Below are 22,132 nucleotides of genomic sequence, written 5' to 3'. Positions count from 1 at the left end.
ATTTTCTGATATCAGGCGTCCGGACGGGCTGAGAATATTGTTTTATTTGCCGACGAGGTGGCCGATACGGGCGGTAGAAGCGTTTATCGCCTGATGGCAATGCCGCAACATTGACGGACGACGGGGCGGCCGAAGGTGCGGCCGCCCGTAGCGGGGTTAGCTAAAGACCACCTGCGCCCAGCGGGCCAGACCGGCGGTGACCGAGCCAAAGTCATCGCCACCGGCAACGGGAATACCCGGCAGATGGGCCGCCAGCGCTTTCTTAATCAGCGGGGAGCGGGCGCTACCGCCGGTCAGATAGATGACGTCCGGCGTTTCGCTGCTGCTGTCCAGCGCGAGCTGAACCTGCTCCATGATCCGCGCCAGCGGCTGATTCAGCGCGGCTTCCAGCCCCTGCTGGCTGATGGCCGTCGCCAGGTCGGCGCTGATAAACGGCAGCCCGGCGGTGACGCTATCCTGCGCGGAGAGGGCAATTTTGCTCTCCTCGGCACCGCGCACCAGGCGATAGCCGAGGCGCTGGCGCCACACCTTGGTCAGCAGCGCGACCTTCTCGCCGTCGCGGGCGTCGCGGACTAAATCGTTGAGCAGCCTGCCGTTGGCGCTGCTGTAGAAATCCGTCTGCGCCGGGACGTCGTTAATCGCCACCGCGTTCCACCACGGCAGAACCGGCAGGGCAATCCCTTTTTCGGTTTCGCCGCCCATGCCGAGCAGCGGCATCAGGCATTTAAAGGCGAGGGCGATATCAAGATCGTTTCCGCCGACGCGACAGCCGCTGTGCCCCAGCAGGCTTTGCTGGCGATCGGCCTTCTGACGCCACTCCGGGCCCATCAGCAGCAGCGAACAGTCGGTGGTACCGCCGCCGATATCGACAACCAGCACGCGCTTTTCCGCGCCGAGCGTGGCTTCGAAATCGAGCCCCGCGGCAACCGGCTCAAACTGAAACACCACGTCGCGGAACCCGGCACGCTGCGCCGCGCGTTCGAGGATCCCCTGCGCCTGGGCGTTAGCCTCATTGCCGCCGAGCCCCTGGAAGTTAATGGGTCGACCAATGACCGCCTGGTCGATGGTCTCCGACAGCTGGGTTTGCGCCTGCTGCTTAATATGGACCATCATGGCGCAGACCAGATCTTCAAACAGCGCGACCTGCTGCGGCTTCAGGCCGCTGGCGCCGAGGAAGGATTTCGGCGATTTGACGAAGTACACTTCCTCCGGGTCATCGACGTACTGGTGCAGGGAGGCGAGACCAAACTGCACGCTGCTATCGAGAACCTCGATATCTTCCTCGCGGTTAAAGTTCATCGCCCGGCGCAGCAGCGCCTGATTTTCATCACCGTTGGTCGGGACGCTATGATGCCGGTAGAGCCACTCGCTGACCGCTTCGCGGGTCGGCGCAGAGAGCATTGAAGGCAGCAGCTTGCTGCCGTTTTCCAGCGTTAACAGCTGCGGCGTATTGTCGCGCATTACGGCAACCGAACAGTTGGCGGTTCCGTAGTCAAAACCAATAAACATGACCTGAAAATCCCCATGCCAGTGAAGAAGGGGGGCGACTTTAGCGGATTGCCGCCACGGCGACAACTGGAATTTAAAAGCAAGGTGCGGCATCCGCACAGCGGCTATCATTGAGGCAATTCATCAGGAGAAACTATGACGCTATTACCCTGGCACCCGCCCTACGACGGGGAGTGGATACTCGGTTTTCTCGGCGCCCGCGCGGTTCAGGGAATCGAAACCTTTAGCGAAGGGCGCTACACCCGCAGTTTCTCCCTGGCGGGGCACGGCGGGCTGATAACGATCGCCCCGGACGATGCCGCGCAGGGGCTGCGGGTGACGCTCTCCGAGGGACTGCTGCCGGTTGCGGATGAGTGCCTGCGCCGCGTGGCGCGCATGTTTGACCTCGCCTGCGACCCGCAGGAGATTATGCTCGCGCTGGGTCCGCTGGCGCGGCCACGGCCGGGTCTGCGCCTGCCCGGCTGCCTCGATCCCTTCGAGCAGGCGGTGCGGGCGGTGCTGGGGCAGCTGGTTAGCGTAGCGATGGCGGCCAGGCTGACGGCGAAGGTGGTAGCGGCTTTCGGCGAGCCGCTGGCGCAGGCGCCGGGATATTTTCTTTTTCCGTCGCCGCAGAAACTGGCGCTGGCCGACCCGCTGGCGCTGAAGGCGCTGGGCATGCCGCTGCGGCGCGCCGAAGCGCTGGTTTATCTGGCGCAGGCGGCCATCAGCGGCGAGCTCCCGCTGACGGCGCCGAACGATATTGCGGCGGGGATGAAGCAGCTGCAAACCCTGCCGGGCATTGGCCGCTGGACCGCGAGCTATTTCGCCCTGCGCGGCTGGCAGGCGAAGGATATTTTCCTCGCCGATGATTATCTGATTAAGCAGCGCTTCCCCACCCTGACCCCGGCGCGTATTGCTCGCTATGCCAGCCGCTGGCAGCCGTGGCGATCCTATGCGCTGTTGCACATCTGGTACACCGAAGGGTGGAGCCCGCTCGCGGAATAGCCTAACGGGGCGCTTAGCGCTGGTATCGCCGCGCTGAAGCCCCTATAATTGCCGCGTTTGACGCTAAAACGTCACCCTTCCTGTACATAAAATCATTCGAGATGCGTCAAGGCGGCGGGGAAGTGAACCCCCGGAAGCGGGCTAAAGCCAGCGACCGAAGTGCACGACGCAGCTAACGCCGAGGCAGTTTGCAGGATGATGTGTATATATATCCAGGTTAATCAGGTCGCAAAAAGTTATGACTGATACGTCTCATCAGTGCGTCATTATAGGTATTGCCGGCGCATCGGCTTCGGGAAAAAGTCTTATTGCCAGCACGCTCTATCGCGAATTACGCGAGCAGGTTGGCGACGAGCATATCGGCGTTATTCCGGAAGACAGCTATTACAAAGATCAAGGTCATTTGTCGATGGAAGAGCGGGTTAAAACCAACTATGACCATCCCAGCTCCATGGACCATAGCCTGCTGTTTCAGCACCTGCAGATGCTGAAAAGCGGCCAGCCGATTGAATTACCGGTTTACAGCTACGTTGAGCACACGCGGATGCCGGAAACAATTCATATTGAGCCGAAGAAAGTGATTATCCTTGAGGGGATTTTACTCCTGACCGACGTGCGCTTACGCAATGAATTAAACTTTTCCATTTTCGTCGATACGCCGCTGGATATCTGCCTGATGCGCCGTATTAAGCGCGACGTTAACGAACGCGGGCGCTCGATGGATTCGGTGATGGCGCAGTATCAGAAAACCGTCCGTCCGATGTTCCTGCAGTTTATTGACCCTTCCAAGCAGTATGCCGACATCATCGTGCCTCGCGGCGGTAAGAACCGCATTGCGATTGACATTCTGAAGGCCAAGATCAGCCAGTTCTTTGAATAACATTAACGAATTGTGTAACGTGCAAAGAGAACCCATATTGCCCTTATCCCCGGAAGGTGTGAGGGCGCGATGCCTTAAAGGAGAAAGCTCATGCGTCTGTGCGACCGAGATATAGAAGCCTGGTTGGATGAGGGCCGGCTATCCATCAGCCCGCGTCCACCCGTTGAGCGCATTAATGGTGCGACCGTCGATGTCCGCCTGGGCAATAAGTTCCGCACCTTTCGCGGCCACACGGCGCCGTTTATCGACCTGAGCGGACCGAAGGCGGAAGTGAGCGCGGCGCTGGAGCGCGTGATGAGCGAAGAGATCGTGCTGCCGGAAGGCGAAGCGTTCTATCTCCATCCGGGCGAGCTGGCGCTGGCGGTTACCTTTGAGTCGGTGACCCTGCCTGCGGATCTGGTGGGCTGGCTGGACGGACGTTCGTCGCTGGCGCGCCTGGGGCTGATGGTTCACGTGACCGCCCACCGCATCGATCCTGGCTGGTCGGGCTGCATCGTGCTCGAGTTCTTTAACTCCGGCAAGCTGCCGCTGGCGCTGCGTCCTGGGATGCCGATCGGCGCACTGAGTTTTGAACCGCTGTCCGGCCCGGCGGCCCGTCCCTATAACCGCCGTGAAGACGCCAAATATCGCGACCAGCAGGGCGCGGTGGCGAGTCGAATCGACAAGGATTGATAACGTAAGCGGCTTGCTGAGGGTGCCATGAGACGAATTCTGACGACGCTGATGATCTTACTGGCGGTAGTTGTCGCCGGGCTTACCGCATTGGTATTGCTGGTCAATCCCAATGATTTTCGCGCCTATATGGTGCACAAGGTGGCGGAGCGTAGCGGTTATCAGCTCAAACTCGATGGCCCGCTGCGCTGGCACGTCTGGCCGCAGCTGAGCATCCTGTCCGGGCGCATGACGCTGACGGCACCCGGTGCGGCCGAACCGGTGGTTCGCGCCGACAATATGCGCCTCGACGTGGCGCTGCTGCCGCTGATTTCCCACCAGCTGCAGGTTAAGCAGGTGATGCTTAAAGGGGCGGTTATCCAGCTGACGCCAAAAACGGAAGCGGTGCGCGATCTGAATGCGCCGGTGGTTCCGCACGACAACACGCTGCCGCAGGTGTCGGAAGACAGCGGCTGGTCCTATGACGTGCGGAAGCTGCAGGTTGTCGACAGCGTGCTCTTCTTCCAGCACGAAAGCGGCGAGCAGGTGACGGTGCGCGATATCCGTCTGCAGATGGATCAGGATCAAAATCATCACGCGACGCTCGATTTCTCCGGGCGGGTCAATCGCGATCAGCGCGACCTGGCGCTCTCCTTCTCCGCCGAGGTGCAGGGCGGCGATTATCCGCACTCCCTGCAGGCCGAAATTACCCAGCTTAACTGGCAGCTGCGCGGCGCCGAGCTGCCGGCTAACGGCATCAGCGGTCAGGGCAGCCTGCAGGCCAGCTGGCTTGAGGAGCAGAAAAAGATCGGCTTTGATAAGCTGAATCTGACGGCTAACGGCAGCACGATTTCCGGCAGTGCCAGCGTGGTGCTGGGCGAGCAGGCCGACTGGAAGCTTAATCTCCACGCCAGTACGCTCAACCTCGACAGCCTGCTGACGCACACCGAGACCGCCGGCGATAGCGCGGCAAGCCAGCAGGGGCAAAGCCAGCCGCGGCAGATGCGTCCGGTGATTGCCGATAGCGATATTCAGCAGGATTACGATAGCCTGCGCGGCTTCAGCGCGCATATGGCGTTGACCGCCGATCGCCTGCAGTGGCGGGGAATGAACTTTACCCAGGTTAAGAGCGATATCACTAACCAGCAGGGGCTGCTGACGATTAATCAGCTGCAGGGCGAGCTCGACGGCGGGCTTATCTCTCTGCCCGGCACGCTGGATGCGCGCAAGGATACCGCTGAGGCTTCTTTCCAGCCAAAACTCGATAACGTCGAGATTGCCACCATCCTTAATGCCTTTAACTACTCGTTGAACCTCACCGGTAAGCTCTCGCTGGCCGGCGATTTTTCCGGTCAGCGTATTGATGCCGACGACTTCCGCCGCAGCTGGCAGGGGCAGGCGCATCTGCAAATGAGCGATACCCGCACCGAAGGGCTCAACTTCCAGCAACTGGTACAGCAGGCGGTTGAGCGCAGCACCAACGTGCAGGCGCAGGAGAACTACGATAACGCCACCCGCCTCGATTCCATGAGCAGCGACCTGCTGCTGGATAAAGGCGAGGTGACGCTGAAGAGCCTGCAGGGGCAGTCTGAGCTGATGGCGCTAACCGGGCAGGGCGGCCTGAATCTGCTGAAAGAAGATTGTGACATGCGCTTTAACGTCCGCGTGCTTGGCGGCTGGAAAGGCGAGGGCAAGCTGATCGAACGACTCAAGCAGACGGCGATTCCGCTGCGCATCTACGGCAAGTGGCAGTCGCTGAGCTACAGCCTGCAGGTTGACCAGATTCTGCGTAAGCAGCTGCAGGATGAGGCGAAGCAGCGCCTGAACGATTGGGTTGAACGTAATAAGAATAGCCAGGATGGCAAAGACGTGAAGAAGCTGCTCGATAAGCTTTGAGCGCTTTGACCTGCTGCTGGACTCCCGGATAGCGGCGTAACCGCCTTATCCGGGCTACGCGATCGTACTCGCCCCGTAGCCCCCGTAAGCGCAGCGCGATCGGGGACGGTCGTCAACGTTCGCCACAGGTGAAATCATCCACCTCTCTATCCGGGCTACGCGATCGTACTCGCCCCGTAGCCCCGGTAAGCGCAGCGCGACCGGGGACGGTCGTCAACGTTCGCCACAGGTGAAATCATCCACCTCTCCGCTCCAGTTAGCAGGATATAGCCCGCGCCGGACATCCCGATGAAAGGTTGAAAATGGCCAGTCCTGTATCTGTTTTACCCAGCCATGTTTGAACGGATTCATGTAGATGTAATCGACGTGACGGCGATAATCCTGCTGATTGCGAATCGTATGTTCCCAGAAACGAGGCTGCCAGACGTTATTCTGACTTAATGTTCTGGAAAATCCTCCCTTTATGTCCCGCCAGCGCCCCGAAAAATCACAGTCGTTGTCCGGCAAGGTCCAGATGCAATGCAGGTGCTCCGGAAGTACAACCCAGGCGTCGATATAAAAAGGCTTTTGCCGTTTAACGGTCATAATCGCGTGACGTAAGGCTGCGACCTGTTGAGTCAGGAGCGCGCTTTTCCTGTTGCGTAAATTGACGGTAAAAAACCAGGTTGCACCATGAATATAGTTGCGGCGATAGGCGACCAAAGAAGGCTCCTTATGTGAGATGTGGTCTCTGCAGTGGGAGAATAAATTGGGATAAGCGCGTAGGCCATGAACAGTAGAAAGGATTGGCAAATGGCTCGCAAAATGCCGGTATACGCAGTGCGGCCGGGGGAAGCAGAAGCAGGCCAGATGCTGAACGCGGGGTTAATGGTTATCACCGATAGCTTCCCGGATAGCGGCGCAAGCGCCTTATCCGGGCTACGCGATCGCATACGCTTCGTAGCCCCGGTAAGCGCAGCGCGACCGGGGGAGGCGGGCCAGATGCTGAACGCGGGTTTAACGGTTATCACCAGGGGCTTTCCCGGATAGCGGCGCAAGCGCCTTATCCGGGCTACGCGATCGCATACGCTTCGTAGCCCCGGTAAGCGCAGCGCGACCGGGGGAAGCGGCCAGATGCTGAATGCGGGTTTAACGGTTATCACCAGGGGCTTTCCCGGATAGCGGCGCAAGCGCCTTCTCCGGGCTACGCGATCGCATACGCTTCGTAGTCCCGGTAAGCGCAGCGCGACCGGGGGACGCGGGCCAGATGCTGAATGCGGGTTTAACGGTTATCACCAGGGGCTTTCCCGGATAGCGGCGCAAGCGCCTTATCCGGGCTACGCGATCGCATACGCTTCGTAGCCCCAGCGAGCGCAGCGCGACCGGGGGAGGCGGGCCAGATGCTGAACGCGGGTTTAACGGTTATCACCAGGGGCTTTCCCGGATAGCGGCGCACACGCCTTATCCGGGCTACGCGATCGCATACGCTTCGTACCCCCGGTAAGCGCAGCGCGACCGGGGGACGCGGGCCAGATGCTGAATGCGGGTTTAACGGTTATCACCAGGGGCGTTCCCGGATAGCGGCACAAGCGCCTTATCCGGGCTACGCGATCGCATACGCTTCGTAGCCCGGTAAGCGCAGCGCGACCGGGGGAAGCGGGCCAGATGCTGAATGCGGGTTTAACGGTTATCACCAGGGGCTTTCTCGGATAGCGGCACAAGCGCCTTATCCGGGCTACGCGATCGCATACGCTTCGTAGCCCCGGTAAGCGCAGCGCGACCGGGGAGTGCCACCATCCTATACTTCGTAATTTAGCTCATCGTCATGCACCGGCGGTGGGATTATCTGTACCTTCTGCACCCGGTGGCTTTCAACCTGCAGGGTGCGCAGAATATAATCGCCAATCTTAACCTCTTCCCCTGCTTCAGGCACATGCTGGAGATATTCCATCAGCAGGCCGGCGATGGTGTGATACTCGCGCTTATCATCGATCGGCAGGGGAACGTACTGGACTAGATCTTCGAGCGGCATATGGCCGTTGACCGTCCAGCTGCCGTCAGGATCCCGGGTAATATCGTGGCGAGCGTCAATCTCTTCCGCCTCGTTCGGCAGATTACCGGCAATCGTTTCCATCACGTCGCTCAGCGTCACCAGCCCCTCAACGGAGCCAAACTCATCGACCACGAAGGCAAAGTGGGTGCGGGCATGACGAAACTGCTCGAGGGCGGGAAGCAGCGGCAGCGTTTCGGGGAACACCAGCGGCTGGCGCAGCAGAACGCGCAGGTTGAGCGGCTCGTTGCGCAGGGACTGCTGCAGCAGGTCGATAACGTGTACCACGCCGAGCAGGTCTTCGTCATCTTCCCCGCCGGTGACCACCAGCCGGGTATGCTGGTTTTTCTCCAGCAGCGCGCGGATTTCGGCTTCCGGTGCGCTCATATCGATATGCTCGATATCATGGCGTGAGGTCATAATGCTGCTGACGGTGCGCTGGTTGAGGTTAAGCACCCGCTCAATCATCCGCCGTTCCTGGGGGTTGAACAGCGGGCCGTCCTGCTGATTGACAATCAGCGCCGCGCTGTCGGTATTCAGCTCGGCGTTTTCCTTATGCCCGCTCAGCAGGCTCATCACCGCTTCCGTGGTGCGCTGGCGCAGCGTCAGATTGGCCGAGAGGAAGCGACGGCGATTGAACAGTGCCAGCTGGTTGAGCGACTCAATGATCACCGAGAAACCGATCGCCGCGTACAGATAACCTTTCGGGATTGGGAAGCCAAATCCTTCGGCGATGAGGCTAAAGCCGATCATTAACAGGAAGCTGAGACACAGGATAACGATAGTCGGGTGGCTGTTAACGAAGCGGGTCAACGCTTTGCTGGCAAGCAGCATCAGGCTTATGGCGATAACCACCGCCGCCATCATTACCGCCAGATGATCGACCATGCCGACCGCGGTAATCACCGAGTCGAGCGAGAAGATGGCGTCCAGCACCACAATCTGCGTCACCACGCCCCAGAACCGCGCGCCTTTGCGTTGAACGGGATTATCGCTGTCCTTGCCTTCGAGGCGTTCGTTAAGCTCAACCGTGGCTTTAAACAGTAAAAATAGCCCGCCAAACAGCATGATCAGGTCGCGCGCGCTGAAGCTCAGATCATGATAGGTCAGCAGCGGCTTTGTCAGGGTGACTAGCCAGGATATCGATGCCAGCAGCAGCAGGCGCATCAGCATGGCCAACAGCAGGCCAATGACGCGGGCGCGGTCGCGCTGAGCGGGGGGAAGTTTTTCGGCAAGAATCGCGATAAACACCAGGTTATCAATCCCGAGCACCAGTTCAATAACGACAAGCGTTACCAGACCGGCCCAGATTGAGGGGTCGGCAATCCATTCCATCATTCGTTAAAACCTTTACAACATAAGCGTGCCATACGTCGATCATGGATAAGCGACTGCTAAATTGCAACTCGAATTATGTCGTATACGGTCGCTCAGACCTCGCCGGCGCTGCGGTCGGAGACAAATAAAAGTAAGCGTGATGAATATTCCAGCGGGTGAAATATAAACGTTATGGCTTATATTTAGGCGAATTAACCGACTTATAAGTGATTGAAATCAGGATGGCTGCCGGGAGGCGGCTTATTGTGACTCTGAGCGCCAGCGGCGTTATATCGCGGCTTACTGCCGGCTATCGTTACGCGATTACAGTTCTCGCGGTACGAAGAGCAGGCGGCTATTTGGCTGTATCATGGCGGTGAATAGTTTTTCCTACTACCTGGTTGCGTAGCTTGTGATATATCCGTTTATATATGAGGATATTGATAGATTTATATGGCAATAGCAGGCGTATCTCCTGGTCAGGTATAGGGAAAATATTTCAAAATATCTCAGCTTAGCGCTCATTTTAACGACACGTTGAGCGCTATTCAGCGAGCGGTTTCTGCAAGCTCAGATTATAAAATATTTAGCTATATCAAATTGTTGTGTGATTTTTGCGTTTGCAGATATATAGCTTAATCTTATGGGTGACGATGGAAGGATAAGTAGGGTCGATCACGATGAGCGCGCCTTGCGATCCAACGAAATAAATGGCATAAGAATTTTCTTAAATCGGCCTGTCGGCCATCATACTTTAAGTGTATTCTCTGGTTAAACGCGTAAATTCAGAATTTGACGGGAAGTCGGGCCGGTCGCAAACCTGTATTATCAGCAATAAATGCCGTTGATACATGCGGTCTGACAGGCATAGAAAGATCTATAACTTACGGATGGATATGAGAATGGCGAGTTTGAAAGCGGTTATTCCGGTAGCAGGGTTAGGTATGCATATGTTACCGGCAACTAAGGCGATCCCCAAAGAGATGCTGCCGATCGTCGATAAACCTATGGTTCAGTACATCGTTGACGAAATTGTTGCCGCCGGCATCAAGGAAATTGTGCTGGTTACCCATTCATCCAAGAATGCAGTTGAAAACCATTTTGATACCTCCTACGAGCTGGAAGCGCTGCTTGAACAGCGCGTGAAGCGCCAGCTGCTGGCCGAAGTGCAGGCTATTTGTCCGCCGGGCGTCACCATTATGAACGTACGTCAGGGACAGCAGCTTGGTTTAGGCCACTCTATCCTTTGTGCCCGCCCGATTGTTGGTGATAACCCGTTTGTTGTCGTGCTGCCGGATATCGTATTAGACGATGCCAGCGCCGATCCGCTGCGCTACAACCTTGCGGCGATGGTTGCCCGCTTTAATGAAACGGGGCGTAGCCAGGTTCTGGCGAAGAGAATGCCCGGCGATCTGGCCGAGTATTCGGTTATTCAGACCCGTGAACCGCTGGAAACAGAAGGGCAAATTGGCCGCATCGTGGAGTTTATCGAGAAGCCGGATGAGCCGCAGACCCTCGACTCCGACCTGATGGCCGTAGGCCGTTACGTTCTCTCCGCCGACGTGTGGGGTGAACTGGAGCGCGCTGAGCCGGGCGCATGGGGCCGTATTCAGTTAACGGATGCCATCGCAGAACTGGCGAAAAAGCAGTCCGTCGACGCTATGCTGATGACCGGCGAGAGCTACGATTGCGGTAAGAAAATGGGCTATATGCAGGCATTCGTTAATTACGGACTGCGTAACCATAAAGAAGGCAACAAATTCCGCGAGAGCATTAAGAAGCTGCTGGCCTAACAGCGTGAAGGCGACAGCGTAAAAATAGCGGGCTACGGAAGCAAAATTAAGAAGGTAAATCCCTCGATGCTTCTGTAGCCGGTTAGATAGTCTTTAGTCTGAAAGAAATATTTATCTAAAAAACATATACAATCAATGTGTTAGCGGTTTTAGATAAGCGTTCCACTGAATTTATGCGAAATAAGCCCTGTGGAATAGGTTGCGCGCGGATAACGGCAAAACTGCGTAATGGTCAGACGAGCAGAATTTAATCTTAATGAAGAACTACTTAGTAAGATTATTCTTAAAACAGATGCGTAGTCCCGGCGAACATAAAAAAATAAAACTTGACTGAGATCATACTTACGCATTAAACAACGGTTATGCATGCATAAAAATGTGAAGTTTATGGATATGCATGCCCACATAGACATCGTGGAAAAACGCTATGAACAGGAGATATCGTCAAAGGATGAAAAGTAAATGAGCTGGCAATTTGTCTCCTTTTTTGGCGATAGCACCGTGCTGCTACCTAGCGCGGCGGTACTGTTGATTGTGTTGTTCCTGCGGGCTCCATCCCGGCAGGTGGCCTGCCACTGGGCACTCTTGTTCGGTATCACTGGCGCAATCGTTAGCGCATCTAAACTGGCCTTTATGGGCTGGGGCATCGGAATTCGGCAACTCGACTTTACCGGTTTTAGCGGACATACCGCTCTGTCAGCCGCATTTTGGCCGATTTTTTTATGGCTCCTTTTCTCTCGCGCAACAACAGCAGTGCGCCGCGCCGCCGCCGTAGTGGGCTATGCCCTTGCGGCGCTGGTGGGTTACTCCAGATTAATGATTCACGCCCACTCTACCTCGGAAGTGGTAGCAGGCCTGCTGCTTGGCGCGAGCGGCAGCGCATTGTTCCTCCTGCTGCAATCGCGGACATCGCGGGCGGGGAATGTACAGCTTTCGTGGAGCGGGGTGTTCAGCGTAATGATGATCCCCGTCTTGCTGCTTAACACTGGCGTAAAGGCGCCAACCCAGTCCTTACTGGGTGAGATTGCGGTGAAGATTGGCCCGCTGGAAAAGCCCTTTACCCGCGCGGATCTGCATAAGCACTTTTATTGATTACGCCAAAGACAGGCGTTGAGCTTGCGGGCATCGCGCAATATCCCAGACATAGCGCTAGCGTCAGGATAGCTGCAGGTTGATTAAGTGGGCATAAGCGGATTCATATTCGTGAAATAAATAACTGTTACTACATCCTGAGCGATACCCATGTTTTTTATAATGCTTGTGAGATGATTCCTAAATAGAGCGATAAGTTTACCGTCTGATTTTAAATTAAGTTTGTCAAGTATAATCATCAAACTAGATCTATTAGATTTTGTAGTTGACCGGAGCGGATAGTGAATGAATTCATTCGCGCCAATAGTTGGGTAAAATGTTTTAAAACAATGGGTTACCTTGTTTTATCGTCTGCGACGAATGTTAAGGGACTAAATTTTAGGATGCTGCTGAATAAGCTTAATGCTAAGCGTGTGATTAGATTTAGCATCAAGGTAGATGGGTTTTAATGAGTGAATAATTTTCATTTGCTCTCCCATTTGACGGCAGAATCTCGTAAACTTGATGCCGCTAAAATTATAGTGTGTGAGTAATTATTCGACGGACATGAAGTCGGTCATTTGGCTTAAAAAAGGAAGTACAGTGCATTGGTAGCTGTTAAGCCAAGGGCGGTAGCGTTTCCGAAAGTGCTCGAATCCTTTCAGCAAGGCCTTCTTCAGGCGTTCGAAATTCCTAAAACCTGCCTCGGCAGGTGTATATCCTGACGACCCGTATATACTGAGTCGCTTTCAGAGAATAGCCGGTGCGATCTGCAGCAACATGCCAGCCAAGGCTAAACACAGTAAAGAATAGTTCTTGATAACGCTACGCGCGTTTTTTGCTTGCATTATATGCGATATGAACGATTATCAACCGCTGAGGCGGCAACGTTTCATCGATGATTTACTCTATCGCTCCCCGGTAATCGTTGCGGCAGTATAGATGTGGCACAAACATACTGAAGGCTGGCGTCAGAGTACGCTCTCACTACCTACATTCCCCGCAACCGTGTCTGTTTGCAGGTGGGGCTAAAAATGGATCTTGTATAATGATGAAAATTGCGCGTATCGCACTTGCTCTCGGGCTGCTTACCTCGGTGAGCTCGCCGGTTTTTGCCGCTGGTCTGGTAACCAATGATAACGAACTGCGTAACGACCTGTCGTGGCTGTCCGACCGGGGCGTTATCCAGCTTAGCCTTTCAACCTGGCCACTGAGTCAGGAAGAGATTACCCGCGCATTGAAGAAGGCAAAGCCGTCCTATTCGTCAGAGCAGGTTGTCCTGGCGCGCATTAACCAACGCCTCTCTTCTCTGAAAGCGGATTTCCGCGTCAGCGGCTATACCTCGACCGATCAGCCCGGAACGCCGCAGGGCTTTGGCCAAAGCCAGCCCGCGGATAACTCGCTTTCGTTGGCCTTTAATAATAGCGGCGAATGGTGGGACGTTCATCTCCAGGGAAATGTTGAAGGCGGAGAGCGTATCAGCAACGGCTCTCGCTTTAATGCGAATGGCGCCTATGGCGCCGTGAAGTTTTGGAACCAGTGGCTGTCGTTTGGCCAGGTGCAGCAGTGGTGGGGCCCTGGTTATGAGGGCAGCCTGATCCGCGGCGACGCCGCCAGGCCGATGACCGGCTTTTTAATGCAACGTGCCGAGCAGGCCGCACCGGAAACCTGGTGGCTGCGCTGGATTGGTCCATGGCAGTATCAGATCTCTGCAAGTCAGATGAATCAATATACCGCAGTGCCGCATGCCAAGATTATCGGTGGCCGATTGACCTTCACCCCATTCCAGTCGCTTGAGCTGGGAGCGTCGCGCATTATGCAGTGGGGTGGGGAAGGGCGGCCTGAATCCTTTAGCAGCTTCTGGGATGGACTGACTGGCAAAGATAATACTGCTGGCAATGATCCAAATGAACCGGGTAACCAGCTTGCCGGGTTTGATTTTAAACTTAAGTTAGAACCGACCCTGGGCTGGCCTGTTAGTCTCTATGGACAGATGATTGGTGAAGATGAGTCAGGCTATTTACCGTCAGCTAATATGTTCCTTGGTGGAGTTGAAGGGCATCATAGCTGGGGAAAGAATGCGGTAAACTGGTATGTAGAAGCACACGACACCCGTACAAATATGAGTCGCACCAACTATAGCTACACGCACCATATCTATAAAGATGGCTATTATCAACAGGGGTATCCGCTTGGGGATGCAATGGGTGGCGATGGACAACTTTTTGCCGGTAAGGTTGAACTGATTACAGAAGATAACCAGCGCTGGAGTTCACGCTTAGTGTATGCGAAAGTGAACCCGAAAGACCAATCAATCAATAAAGCATTTCTACATTCAGACACATTAAAGGGTGTTCAGTTGGGCTGGAGTGGAGATGTCTACAAAACAATACGACTGAATACTTCGTTATGGTATACCGACTCAAATCATAGCGATAGCAATGATGTTGGAGCTAGCGCTGGGGTTGAAATACCGTTTAGTTTATAGGCTGACTGCTGCTATTAATGATAAGAAATCGATGTTCTTTTTCTGAGTCAGGTAGAAACAACCTGGCGGAGAGATAGCAGTTCGGGGATTAGCAATTTTTGGTTTACTGATGATGTGACATTATGAAGAATAAAATGGTTAGGTTTTCGACATTAGCATTAGCACTTAGTTTTTTGGCCGGCTGTACCGTTATTCCTGGGCAGGGTTTAAATAGCTTGCGTAAGAATGTTGTTGAGCTACCGGATAGTGATTATGATTTGGATAAATTGGTCAATGTTTATCCGATGACTCCTGGTTTAGTTGAACGACTCCGTCCTGAAGCGATTATGGCACGTTCTAACCCACAGTTGGATAACTTACTCAAAAGCTATGAGTACAGAATTGGAGTCGGTGATGTGCTGATGGTAACTGTCTGGGATCATCCTGAGTTGACAACACCTGCGGGGCAATACCGAAGTGCAAGTGATACCGGCAACTGGGTTAATGCTGATGGCACGATTTTCTATCCGTATATTGGTAAGGTCCAAGTCGCCGGTAAAACTTTGAGTCAAGTACGACAGGAAATTGCGAGTCGTTTAACGACCTATATTGAAAGCCCTCAGGTTGACATAAGCGTTGCGGCATTTCGCTCACAAAAGGCATATATTACCGGTGAAGTTGCGAAGTCAGGACAGCAACCAATAACCAACATCCCATTAACTGTTATGGATGCTATTAATGCAGCTGGCGGACTGGCTCCGGATGCGGACTGGAGAAATGTTGTATTAACACATAACGGAAAAGATACCAAGGTTTCTCTGTATGCGTTGATGCAGAAAGGAGACTTAACGGAGAATCACTTACTCTATCCTGGTGACATTCTTTTTATCCCACGTAATGATGACCTGAAGGTTTTTGTTATGGGAGAGGTCATGAAGCAAAGCACGATGAAAATGGATCGTAGCGGTATGACACTAGCCGAAGCATTAGGAAATGCAGAAGGGATGTCGCAGGCCATGAGTGATGCGACAGGCGTCTTTGTTATCCGTCAGCTAAGAGGGGATAAACAAGGAAAAATCGCAAATATTTACCAATTAAATGCGCAAGATGCTTCTGCAATGGTGCTAGGTACTGAGTTCCAATTGCAACCATATGACATTGTTTACGTTACAACGGCACCAATTGTTCGTTGGAACAGGGTTGTGTCGCAGCTTGTACCTACGATTAGCGGTGTACATGACATGACAGAAACTGTAAAGTTTATCAGGACTTGGCCATAATTATGTTTGATTCAATTCTGATAGTTTGTACCGGAAATATTTGTCGCTCACCCATAGGTGAGCGCTATCTACGCATGGCGCTTCCACACAAAAAAATAGACTCTGCTGGAACAGGGGCATTGGTGGGGCATGAAGCAGATGAAAGTGCTGTTAATATTTCAATTAAGCATGGACTTTCATTGGATGGTCATTCAGGAAGGCAGCTTACATCATCCTTAGCCCGTAAATATGATCTAATTTTAGTAATGGAAAAAGAACATATTGAGCAAATTAGCAGGATTGCACCTGAGGCTCGCGGGAAAACAATGTTGTTCGGACATTGGCTTGATCAACGAGAAATACCTGACCCCTACCGCAAGAGCGAAGAGGCTTTTGCTTCCGTATATCAGTTGATTGAACGAGCCGGTAAGCTCTGGGCTGAAAAACTGGACGCATAATTATCAGGAATTAAAGCATGTCATTGTTAAAACAAAAAAACATCGTGAAAGAGTCAGATGAAATAGATTTTGGCCGATTAATTGGTGAATTGATTGATCATCGTAAATTGATCATCTCGGTAACATCGCTATTTACTCTTTTCGCACTTGTATATGCATTGTTTTCTACGCCAGTCTATCAAGCCGATGCGCTGATACAAGTAGAGCAAAAACAAGCTAATGCAATATTAAGTAATTTAAGTCAAATGCTTCCTGATAGCCAACCTCAGTCGGCACCAGAAATTGCTTTGCTACAATCACGAATGGTGCTGGGAAAAACGGTAGATGATCTTAATCTCCAGGTTGGCGTAGAACAGCAGTACTTCCCTGTATTTGGGCGCGGCTGGGATAGATTAATGGGAAATAAGCCTGGCACTGTTGTAATTTCTCGCTTGTATATAGATGAGAATAACGAAAATATTCCAGACTTGACGCTCACGGTCAAAGATAAAAATCACTATCATATATCGTCTGATTCATTTGAGTTAGATGGAAGAACTGGTGATTTATTAGATGCGCAAGGCATTACACTTAAAGTCGATAGTATCGATGCAATTCCAGGCACAAAATTCTCTGTATCTTATGTTAGTCATCTAAAAGCAATCACAAATTTGCAAGAAGCCTTTGTTGTGTCAGACCAGGGCAAGGATACTGGAATATTGAATCTTTCGATCACAGGTGACAACCCACAATTAATAGAAAAAATTATAAACAGCATAAGCAATAACTACCTTGTTCAAAATATTTCTCGACAAGCGGCGCAGGATGCAAAAAGTTTAGACTTTCTAAATCAGCAACTTCCTAAAGTTCGTAGTGATTTAGATCTGGCTGAAGATAAACTGAATCAGTTTAGGCGCAAAAGTGACTCGGTGGATTTATCGCTAGAGGCTAAGTCAGTACTAGATCAGATAGTAAATGTCGATAATCAACTTAATGAATTAACATTTCGTGAATCTGAAATTTCTCAGTTATACACAAAAGAGCATCCGACTTATCGCGCGTTAATGGAAAAAAGAAAAACATTACAGGATGAGAAGTCGAAATTAAATAAAAGAGTTTCGGCAATGCCAGAGACTCAGCAAGAAATATTAAGGTTAAGCCGAGATGTTGATTCTGGGCAAGCGGTTTATATGCAATTGCTGAATAGACAGCAAGAGTTGAATATCGCTAAATCTAGCGCAATTGGTAACGTTAGGATTATTGATAACGCGGTGACGCAACCTAAACCTGTGAAACCAAAAAAAGCATTGATTGTTTTAATTGGAATAGTATTAGGCTCGATGGTTTCAATTGCGCTAGTATTATTGAGGGTGTTTTTGCGTCGTGGGATCGAATCGCCTGAACAGCTTGAAGATTTAGGAATTAATGTCTATGCAAGTATTCCTATATCAGAAACTTTCTCGAAAAATATATCCCAAACAGGTGGTTGGCGTAAAAAAAGCCAGAGTGAAATAAATGGGTTCCTTACCGTAGATAACCCTGCCGATCTTGCTGTAGAAGCCATTCGGGGATTGCGGACAAGCCTTCATTTCGCAATGATGGAAGCAAGAAATAATGTGTTAATGATCTCCGGAGCAAGCCCAAACGCAGGTAAAACATTTGTTAGCTCTAACCTTGCTGCAGTTATTGCCCAAACGGGGAAAAAAGTTCTTTTCATCGATACCGATCTTCGAAAAGGGTATACACATAAATTATTTAATATTAGTAATGATAATGGATTATCCGATCTATTATCGGGTAAGGCAAGTATTGAACAAGCTATAAGGCAGGTAACATCAGCAGGGTTTGATTTTATACCGAGAGGAATAGTACCGCCAAATCCTGCTGAATTATTAATGCACAAGCGTTTTGGTGAGGTATTGTTACAAGTAAGTAAACTATATGACTTTGTTATATTGGACACGCCTCCTATTTTGGCCGTAACAGATGCAGCAATTATCGGCAATTATGCAGGAACAACATTACTTGTCGCTCGGTTTGAACAAAATACAGTAAAAGAGATCGAGGTCAGTGTAAAACGTTTTGAACAAAGTGGTGTTACAGTCAAAGGATGCATATTAAATGGGGTGGTAAAAAAAGCCAGCAGCTACTACAGTTATGGATATAACCACTATGGATATTCTTACTCGGACGATGTAAAAAAATAAAATACGAAGCTGGTAGCATAACATTTATGCTATGCTACTGTGCTTTGAAATGTAAAAAATTAGAATTAATTTAATTGGCCATATATTATGCACAAAGTTTATATGAGGTTAGCATATCCCATATTTATTTGGTTTATTCTAATTAAATCATTTGCCGGTCCAATTGGTTTGGTTTTGCCAGCTATAAACTACAGTGGTGTAGTATTTATGACGGGGTTGCTGATTCTGAGATGGATTGGCACACTTTTACATAAACCAACCGTCTTAGTGCTAACAATGTTGTTTATATTATATGTAATAATAGGAATTATAAATACAAAGTTATTACAGGTAGTGTTTGCAATTTATATATTCATCCCCTTTATATATTGCATTGCATTTTCTGAGATATTGTTTGATAAGGTTTTTTATAATAATAAATTTTTCTTATTTTTATCGATTATATCTGCGTTTGGAGTTATTTATGTCAATCAGTTTGGTGCACCTTGGGTGGGTGGCGTATTAAATATCGGCGGACACGAAAAGGTGTTATCTCGCGATTGGACCACAAATGGAGTATCCCGCATACCTGGGTTTACAGGGGCATCATTTGATGCAGCTACAATAATAATGATCAGTGGTTTCTTTGTATTATATGATTTTGTGCAGCGTAAATTATGGGGGGCATTTTTATTTCTAGTAATTTTATTGTCCTACGCTATATATTTAACAACAACTAAGACAGCGATCATAACATTTGGCTTCTTATCATTGATGATATTATTGCCTGCAATATTCTCGAATTTACTATCAAAAATTATTGTCCTAATATCCATAATATTTTCATACATATGCATGTTCAGTATAACTGGTAACAGAGGTGGTTACATTACTAATACTTTCTTGATGCGTATGTATGAGACTTGGCCAGCGGCTTTACGGTTGCTGGATGATAATTTAGATTTGATATTTGGTAGAGGATTTGGTGCCATCGGTACGCCGGCTTTATTTTTTGATCCGAAAAGCTATAACGCTGCAGACAATGCTTTTGTGTATTTATATATTATTGCGGGAATTCCTAGCGTCATATTAGTGTTTGCCTTTCTAGTTAAATACTTTACTGCTGTTTTTAATAATATGATAATTAAAAATGAATATTATCTTTGCTCATTATGCGTATTCATCGGAGGCCTGACATATAATTTGTTTGAATCTGTTTTTTATGCACCATTTGCAGGAATTCTTGTTGGTATTATTTTCCAGAAAAACCATTTTTCTGCAGATACTACTAATTAAATGAGTGCTTTGTTTATTACAAATTAGTTGAGCAAATAACCTATTATGAAAATTTTAATTTTTAATTCTCTATATTATCCTTATCGGGTTGGCGGGGCAGAAAAATCAGTTCAATTATTAGCTGAAACCCTTGTGTCATTTGGGAATACCGTGACAGTGGCAACCTTACATGAAGGGAAGGAAATAAAAGAGGATATAATTAATGGCGTTAGGGTTGTGCGCTTCCCGTTAAAAAATATTTATTGGCTAAACGCTAAAGGGAAAAAAGGAATATTGAAATTTATATGGCATGTCATCGATATTAATAATTTGTTGATGCAATATATAGTTAATAGAAAATTTAAAAAAGAAAGTTTTGATATAGTTCACACTAATAATTTAGCCGGGTTTTCTGTTGCTGTATGGACATGGTGCCAGCGAAAGAAAATAAAGATAATACATACTACTCGCGATTACTATTTGTTAAACCCCAATGGAACATTATTTACTAATGGAATAAATACATCACCAGCCGATTTTAGGGCCTGGGTATTTTCTTGGTTGAAGAAAAAAAAATCACAAAGAGTAAATGCAGTAGTAGGCATTAGCGAATATATTTCTTCCTTACATGCGAATAATTTTTATTTCAAAAATGCGAAGCCATTTGTTATATATAACTCTATAGCAAATATCACTAAATCGAACAAAATTCTTAATGAACAAAAAATAGTGTTGGGTTTTATTGGTAGAGTTGAGAAAGCAAAAGGAATTGAGTTTTTTTTAGATGAAATGATTGCCCTTAAACGAGATTTGATTATAAAAGTGGCAGGAAAAGTAGAGGAAAGCTACTTGGTTTACCTTGAAAATAAATATAAACAGCTCAATGTTGAATTTATAGGATTAGTAGACGCTGAAAAATTTTATCCAAGTATTGATTATACTGTAGTCCCATCATTATGGAATGAACCGATGGGAAGAGTAGTTATCGAATCTTATGCGTATGGTATTCCTGTCCTGGGGAGTTGCAGGGGAGGGATTTCAGAAATTGTCAAACAAGGTGAGACCGGTTTCTTATTCGATGTTGAATGTGCAGGATCGCTTACTTCTATAGTTGAAGATTTGTGCGATTCATCCAGTGCAAAATATCAAAGTCTCTCAGAAAAGGCACAAAATTTCAGTAAACATTTTTCTCAAGATAATATAACGAATAGTTATGCTAATGCATATTATGAAGTAATACATAATAAATAGCATCATGAAAATAAAATATAATCAACTCTAGTTGAGATATTCACGTTAAGGTGTAAGGGGTAATAGTGATCTATGTTAATGCTAGATTCATGACTCAAAAAATTACGGGAGTACAGCGTTTTGCTCGAGAAATTTCTAAAGAATTGGCATGTCAAAGAGATGATTTGATTTTCCTCGTTCCCTCAATTAATAAAATTGTGGATATTGATTCTTTACAGGGGGTTAATATAGAGGAGGTTCGTGGTGCAGAAGGGCACTTGTGGGAACAGGTTACATTGCCGTTATTTTTACTTCGAAAAAAATCCCCTTTATTATTAAATCTATGTAACGTCGCTCCAGTTATATATCGTAATAAAATTAGCACATTACATGATATAACATATATTAAATATCCTCAAAGTTATTCTCTAAAGTTTAGGCTGCTATATAGATTTTTAACGCCACTTATTATCAAAGGAAGTAAGAATATTATCACTGTCAGCGATTTTTCACTAATGGAGATAAGCAAATACTACAATTTGGATCCTAAAAAAATATCAGTTGTATATAATTCAGTTACCAACGAAATAAAAAAAATAAAGAATAAATCAACTGAAAGAAGTAAAGATTACTTATTGGCTGTATCTTCACAAAATTTCCATAAAAATTTTCATACCTTAATTCAGGCGTTTTCTAATTATACGGGTAATCTCAACCTTAAAATAATAGGTGATAAAGCGCAAGCTTTTAGTGGTGTTGAAAATATATGCAGCGATGAACGAATACAATTTCTTGGGCGCGTGAGCGATGAAGAATTATCTGCATTATATACGAATGCTTTTGGGTTCATTTTCCCTTCCCTATATGAAGGTTTTGGTATTCCTCCACTTGAAGCTCAATATTGCGGTTGCCCAGTAATTTCATCAAATAGAGCATCTATGCCCGAGATACTAGGAGATAGTGTGTTATATTTCAATCCTGAGTCTAAGAATGAAATTATATTAGCAATACTAGAAATTGAAAATAATAAAATTATTCATGATCAGCTAATCGAAAAAGGATTTAATAATGTCAGGCGATTCTCTTGGACTGAATCAGCAAAAAAAGTAAATACTATTATCAACAGGCTATTAAATTAAAGAGGTAAA

At 49.1% G+C, this 22,132-nt stretch carries 17 protein-coding genes; 14 read left to right on the top strand and 3 right to left on the bottom strand.

Annotated elements, in window-relative coordinates:
• Positions 1-156: 156 nt before the first annotated feature.
• Positions 157-1,509 carry a molecular chaperone gene (gene yegD, locus M2416_RS25580; RefSeq protein ID WP_041146399.1) on the bottom strand — a complete coding sequence of 451 codons (1,353 nt, stop codon included), beginning with the start codon at positions 1,507-1,509 and terminating at the stop codon, positions 157-159.
• A gap of 135 nt (positions 1,510-1,644) precedes the next feature.
• Between yegD and alkA the strand changes: the two genes are divergently transcribed.
• The 4 genes from alkA to asmA all read left to right on the top strand — a co-directional run bounded on the left by alkA (position 1,645) and on the right by asmA (position 5,920).
• Positions 1,645-2,493, top strand: a complete 849-nt coding sequence (alkA, locus tag M2416_RS25575) for a DNA-3-methyladenine glycosylase 2 (RefSeq protein WP_259227480.1) — start codon at positions 1,645-1,647, stop codon at positions 2,491-2,493.
• A gap of 238 nt (positions 2,494-2,731) precedes the next feature.
• Entirely contained in the window at positions 2,732-3,373 is a 642-nt protein-coding gene (gene udk / locus M2416_RS25570) for a uridine kinase (RefSeq protein ID WP_041146397.1), read from the top strand.
• 90 nt (positions 3,374-3,463) lie between these two features.
• A complete protein-coding gene (gene dcd, locus M2416_RS25565) occupies positions 3,464-4,045 on the top strand; it encodes a dCTP deaminase (protein WP_041146396.1) in 582 nt (193 codons plus the stop codon).
• A 27-nt stretch (positions 4,046-4,072) separates the two neighbouring features.
• Complete coding sequence (asmA, locus tag M2416_RS25560) at positions 4,073-5,920, top strand: outer membrane assembly protein AsmA (protein WP_076945685.1); 1,848 nt, start codon at positions 4,073-4,075, stop codon at positions 5,918-5,920.
• Positions 5,921-6,133: 213 nt separating this feature from the next.
• On the opposite strand, the gene M2416_RS25555 is transcribed toward asmA, so the two are convergent.
• The gene (locus M2416_RS25555; protein ID WP_123709274.1) at positions 6,134-6,622 is read right to left on the bottom strand and encodes an REP-associated tyrosine transposase; all 489 of its coding nucleotides are present in this window, start codon (positions 6,620-6,622) and stop codon (positions 6,134-6,136) included.
• 90 nt (positions 6,623-6,712) lie between these two features.
• On the opposite strand from M2416_RS25555, the gene M2416_RS25550 reads away from it, so the two are divergent.
• Positions 6,713-6,949, top strand: coding sequence for a hypothetical protein (locus M2416_RS25550; protein ID WP_259227479.1), 237 nt, complete (start codon positions 6,713-6,715; stop codon positions 6,947-6,949).
• Between the two features lie 748 nt (positions 6,950-7,697).
• On the opposite strand, the gene M2416_RS25545 is transcribed toward M2416_RS25550, so the two are convergent.
• A complete protein-coding gene (locus tag M2416_RS25545; protein WP_259227486.1) occupies positions 7,698-9,284 on the bottom strand; it encodes a TerC family protein in 1,587 nt (528 codons plus the stop codon).
• Positions 9,285-10,168: 884 nt separating this feature from the next.
• Between M2416_RS25545 and galF the strand changes: the two genes are divergently transcribed.
• The 9 genes from galF (at position 10,169) to M2416_RS25500 (ending at position 22,123) form a co-directional block, all read left to right on the top strand.
• Positions 10,169-11,059: a UTP--glucose-1-phosphate uridylyltransferase GalF gene (galF, locus tag M2416_RS25540; RefSeq protein ID WP_195710842.1), complete on the top strand. Its 891-nt coding sequence runs from the start codon at positions 10,169-10,171 to the stop codon at positions 11,057-11,059.
• A 462-nt stretch (positions 11,060-11,521) separates the two neighbouring features.
• Positions 11,522-12,151 carry a phosphatase PAP2 family protein gene (locus M2416_RS25535; protein ID WP_259227478.1) on the top strand — a complete coding sequence of 210 codons (630 nt, stop codon included), beginning with the start codon at positions 11,522-11,524 and terminating at the stop codon, positions 12,149-12,151.
• Positions 12,152-13,178: 1,027 nt separating this feature from the next.
• Positions 13,179-14,618 (top strand): capsule assembly Wzi family protein, encoded by a 1,440-nt coding sequence (locus M2416_RS25530; protein WP_259227477.1) that lies wholly within the window; start codon positions 13,179-13,181, stop codon positions 14,616-14,618.
• Positions 14,619-14,740: 122 nt separating this feature from the next.
• Positions 14,741-15,877, top strand: coding sequence for a polysaccharide export protein (locus M2416_RS25525; protein WP_259227476.1), 1,137 nt, complete (start codon positions 14,741-14,743; stop codon positions 15,875-15,877).
• A 2-nt stretch (positions 15,878-15,879) separates the two neighbouring features.
• Entirely contained in the window at positions 15,880-16,314 is a 435-nt protein-coding gene (locus M2416_RS25520; RefSeq protein WP_310504042.1) for an arsenate reductase/protein-tyrosine-phosphatase family protein, read from the top strand.
• A gap of 17 nt (positions 16,315-16,331) precedes the next feature.
• The gene (locus M2416_RS25515; RefSeq protein WP_259227474.1) at positions 16,332-18,500 is read left to right on the top strand and encodes a polysaccharide biosynthesis tyrosine autokinase; all 2,169 of its coding nucleotides are present in this window, start codon (positions 16,332-16,334) and stop codon (positions 18,498-18,500) included.
• A gap of 87 nt (positions 18,501-18,587) precedes the next feature.
• Entirely contained in the window at positions 18,588-19,775 is a 1,188-nt protein-coding gene (locus M2416_RS25510; RefSeq protein WP_259227473.1) for a hypothetical protein, read from the top strand.
• 45 nt (positions 19,776-19,820) lie between these two features.
• The gene (locus M2416_RS25505; RefSeq protein WP_259227472.1) at positions 19,821-21,005 is read left to right on the top strand and encodes a glycosyltransferase family 4 protein; all 1,185 of its coding nucleotides are present in this window, start codon (positions 19,821-19,823) and stop codon (positions 21,003-21,005) included.
• 65 nt (positions 21,006-21,070) lie between these two features.
• Positions 21,071-22,123, top strand: a complete 1,053-nt coding sequence (locus M2416_RS25500; RefSeq protein WP_259227471.1) for a glycosyltransferase family 4 protein — start codon at positions 21,071-21,073, stop codon at positions 22,121-22,123.
• Positions 22,124-22,132: the final 9 nt, after the last annotated feature.

The organism is Klebsiella sp. BIGb0132 (assembly GCF_024810075.1).
GTDB lineage: Bacteria > Pseudomonadota > Gammaproteobacteria > Enterobacterales > Enterobacteriaceae > Klebsiella > Klebsiella terrigena.
The sequence above is the reverse complement of the archived record's forward strand: the minus strand, read 5'-3'. Positions and strand labels throughout refer to the sequence as shown.

Bases quoted from the DNA above. Each gene is read 5' to 3' on its own strand.
- yegD (WP_041146399.1), bottom strand. From the start codon at position 1,509: ATGTTTATTGGTTTTGACTACGGAACCGCCAACTGTTCGGTTGCCGTA.
- alkA (WP_259227480.1), top strand. From the start codon at position 1,645: ATGACGCTATTACCCTGGCACCCGCCCTACGACGGGGAGTGGATACTC.
- udk (WP_041146397.1), top strand. From the start codon at position 2,732: ATGACTGATACGTCTCATCAGTGCGTCATTATAGGTATTGCCGGCGCA.
- dcd (WP_041146396.1), top strand. From the start codon at position 3,464: ATGCGTCTGTGCGACCGAGATATAGAAGCCTGGTTGGATGAGGGCCGG.
- asmA (WP_076945685.1), top strand. From the start codon at position 4,073: ATGAGACGAATTCTGACGACGCTGATGATCTTACTGGCGGTAGTTGTC.
- M2416_RS25550 (WP_259227479.1), top strand. From the start codon at position 6,713: ATGGCTCGCAAAATGCCGGTATACGCAGTGCGGCCGGGGGAAGCAGAA.
- M2416_RS25545 (WP_259227486.1), bottom strand. From the start codon at position 9,284: ATGGAATGGATTGCCGACCCCTCAATCTGGGCCGGTCTGGTAACGCTT.
- galF (WP_195710842.1), top strand. From the start codon at position 10,169: ATGGCGAGTTTGAAAGCGGTTATTCCGGTAGCAGGGTTAGGTATGCAT.
- M2416_RS25535 (WP_259227478.1), top strand. From the start codon at position 11,522: ATGAGCTGGCAATTTGTCTCCTTTTTTGGCGATAGCACCGTGCTGCTA.
- M2416_RS25530 (WP_259227477.1), top strand. From the start codon at position 13,179: ATGATGAAAATTGCGCGTATCGCACTTGCTCTCGGGCTGCTTACCTCG.
- M2416_RS25525 (WP_259227476.1), top strand. From the start codon at position 14,741: ATGAAGAATAAAATGGTTAGGTTTTCGACATTAGCATTAGCACTTAGT.
- M2416_RS25520 (WP_310504042.1), top strand. From the start codon at position 15,880: ATGTTTGATTCAATTCTGATAGTTTGTACCGGAAATATTTGTCGCTCA.
- M2416_RS25515 (WP_259227474.1), top strand. From the start codon at position 16,332: ATGTCATTGTTAAAACAAAAAAACATCGTGAAAGAGTCAGATGAAATA.
- M2416_RS25510 (WP_259227473.1), top strand. From the start codon at position 18,588: ATGCACAAAGTTTATATGAGGTTAGCATATCCCATATTTATTTGGTTT.
- M2416_RS25505 (WP_259227472.1), top strand. From the start codon at position 19,821: ATGAAAATTTTAATTTTTAATTCTCTATATTATCCTTATCGGGTTGGC.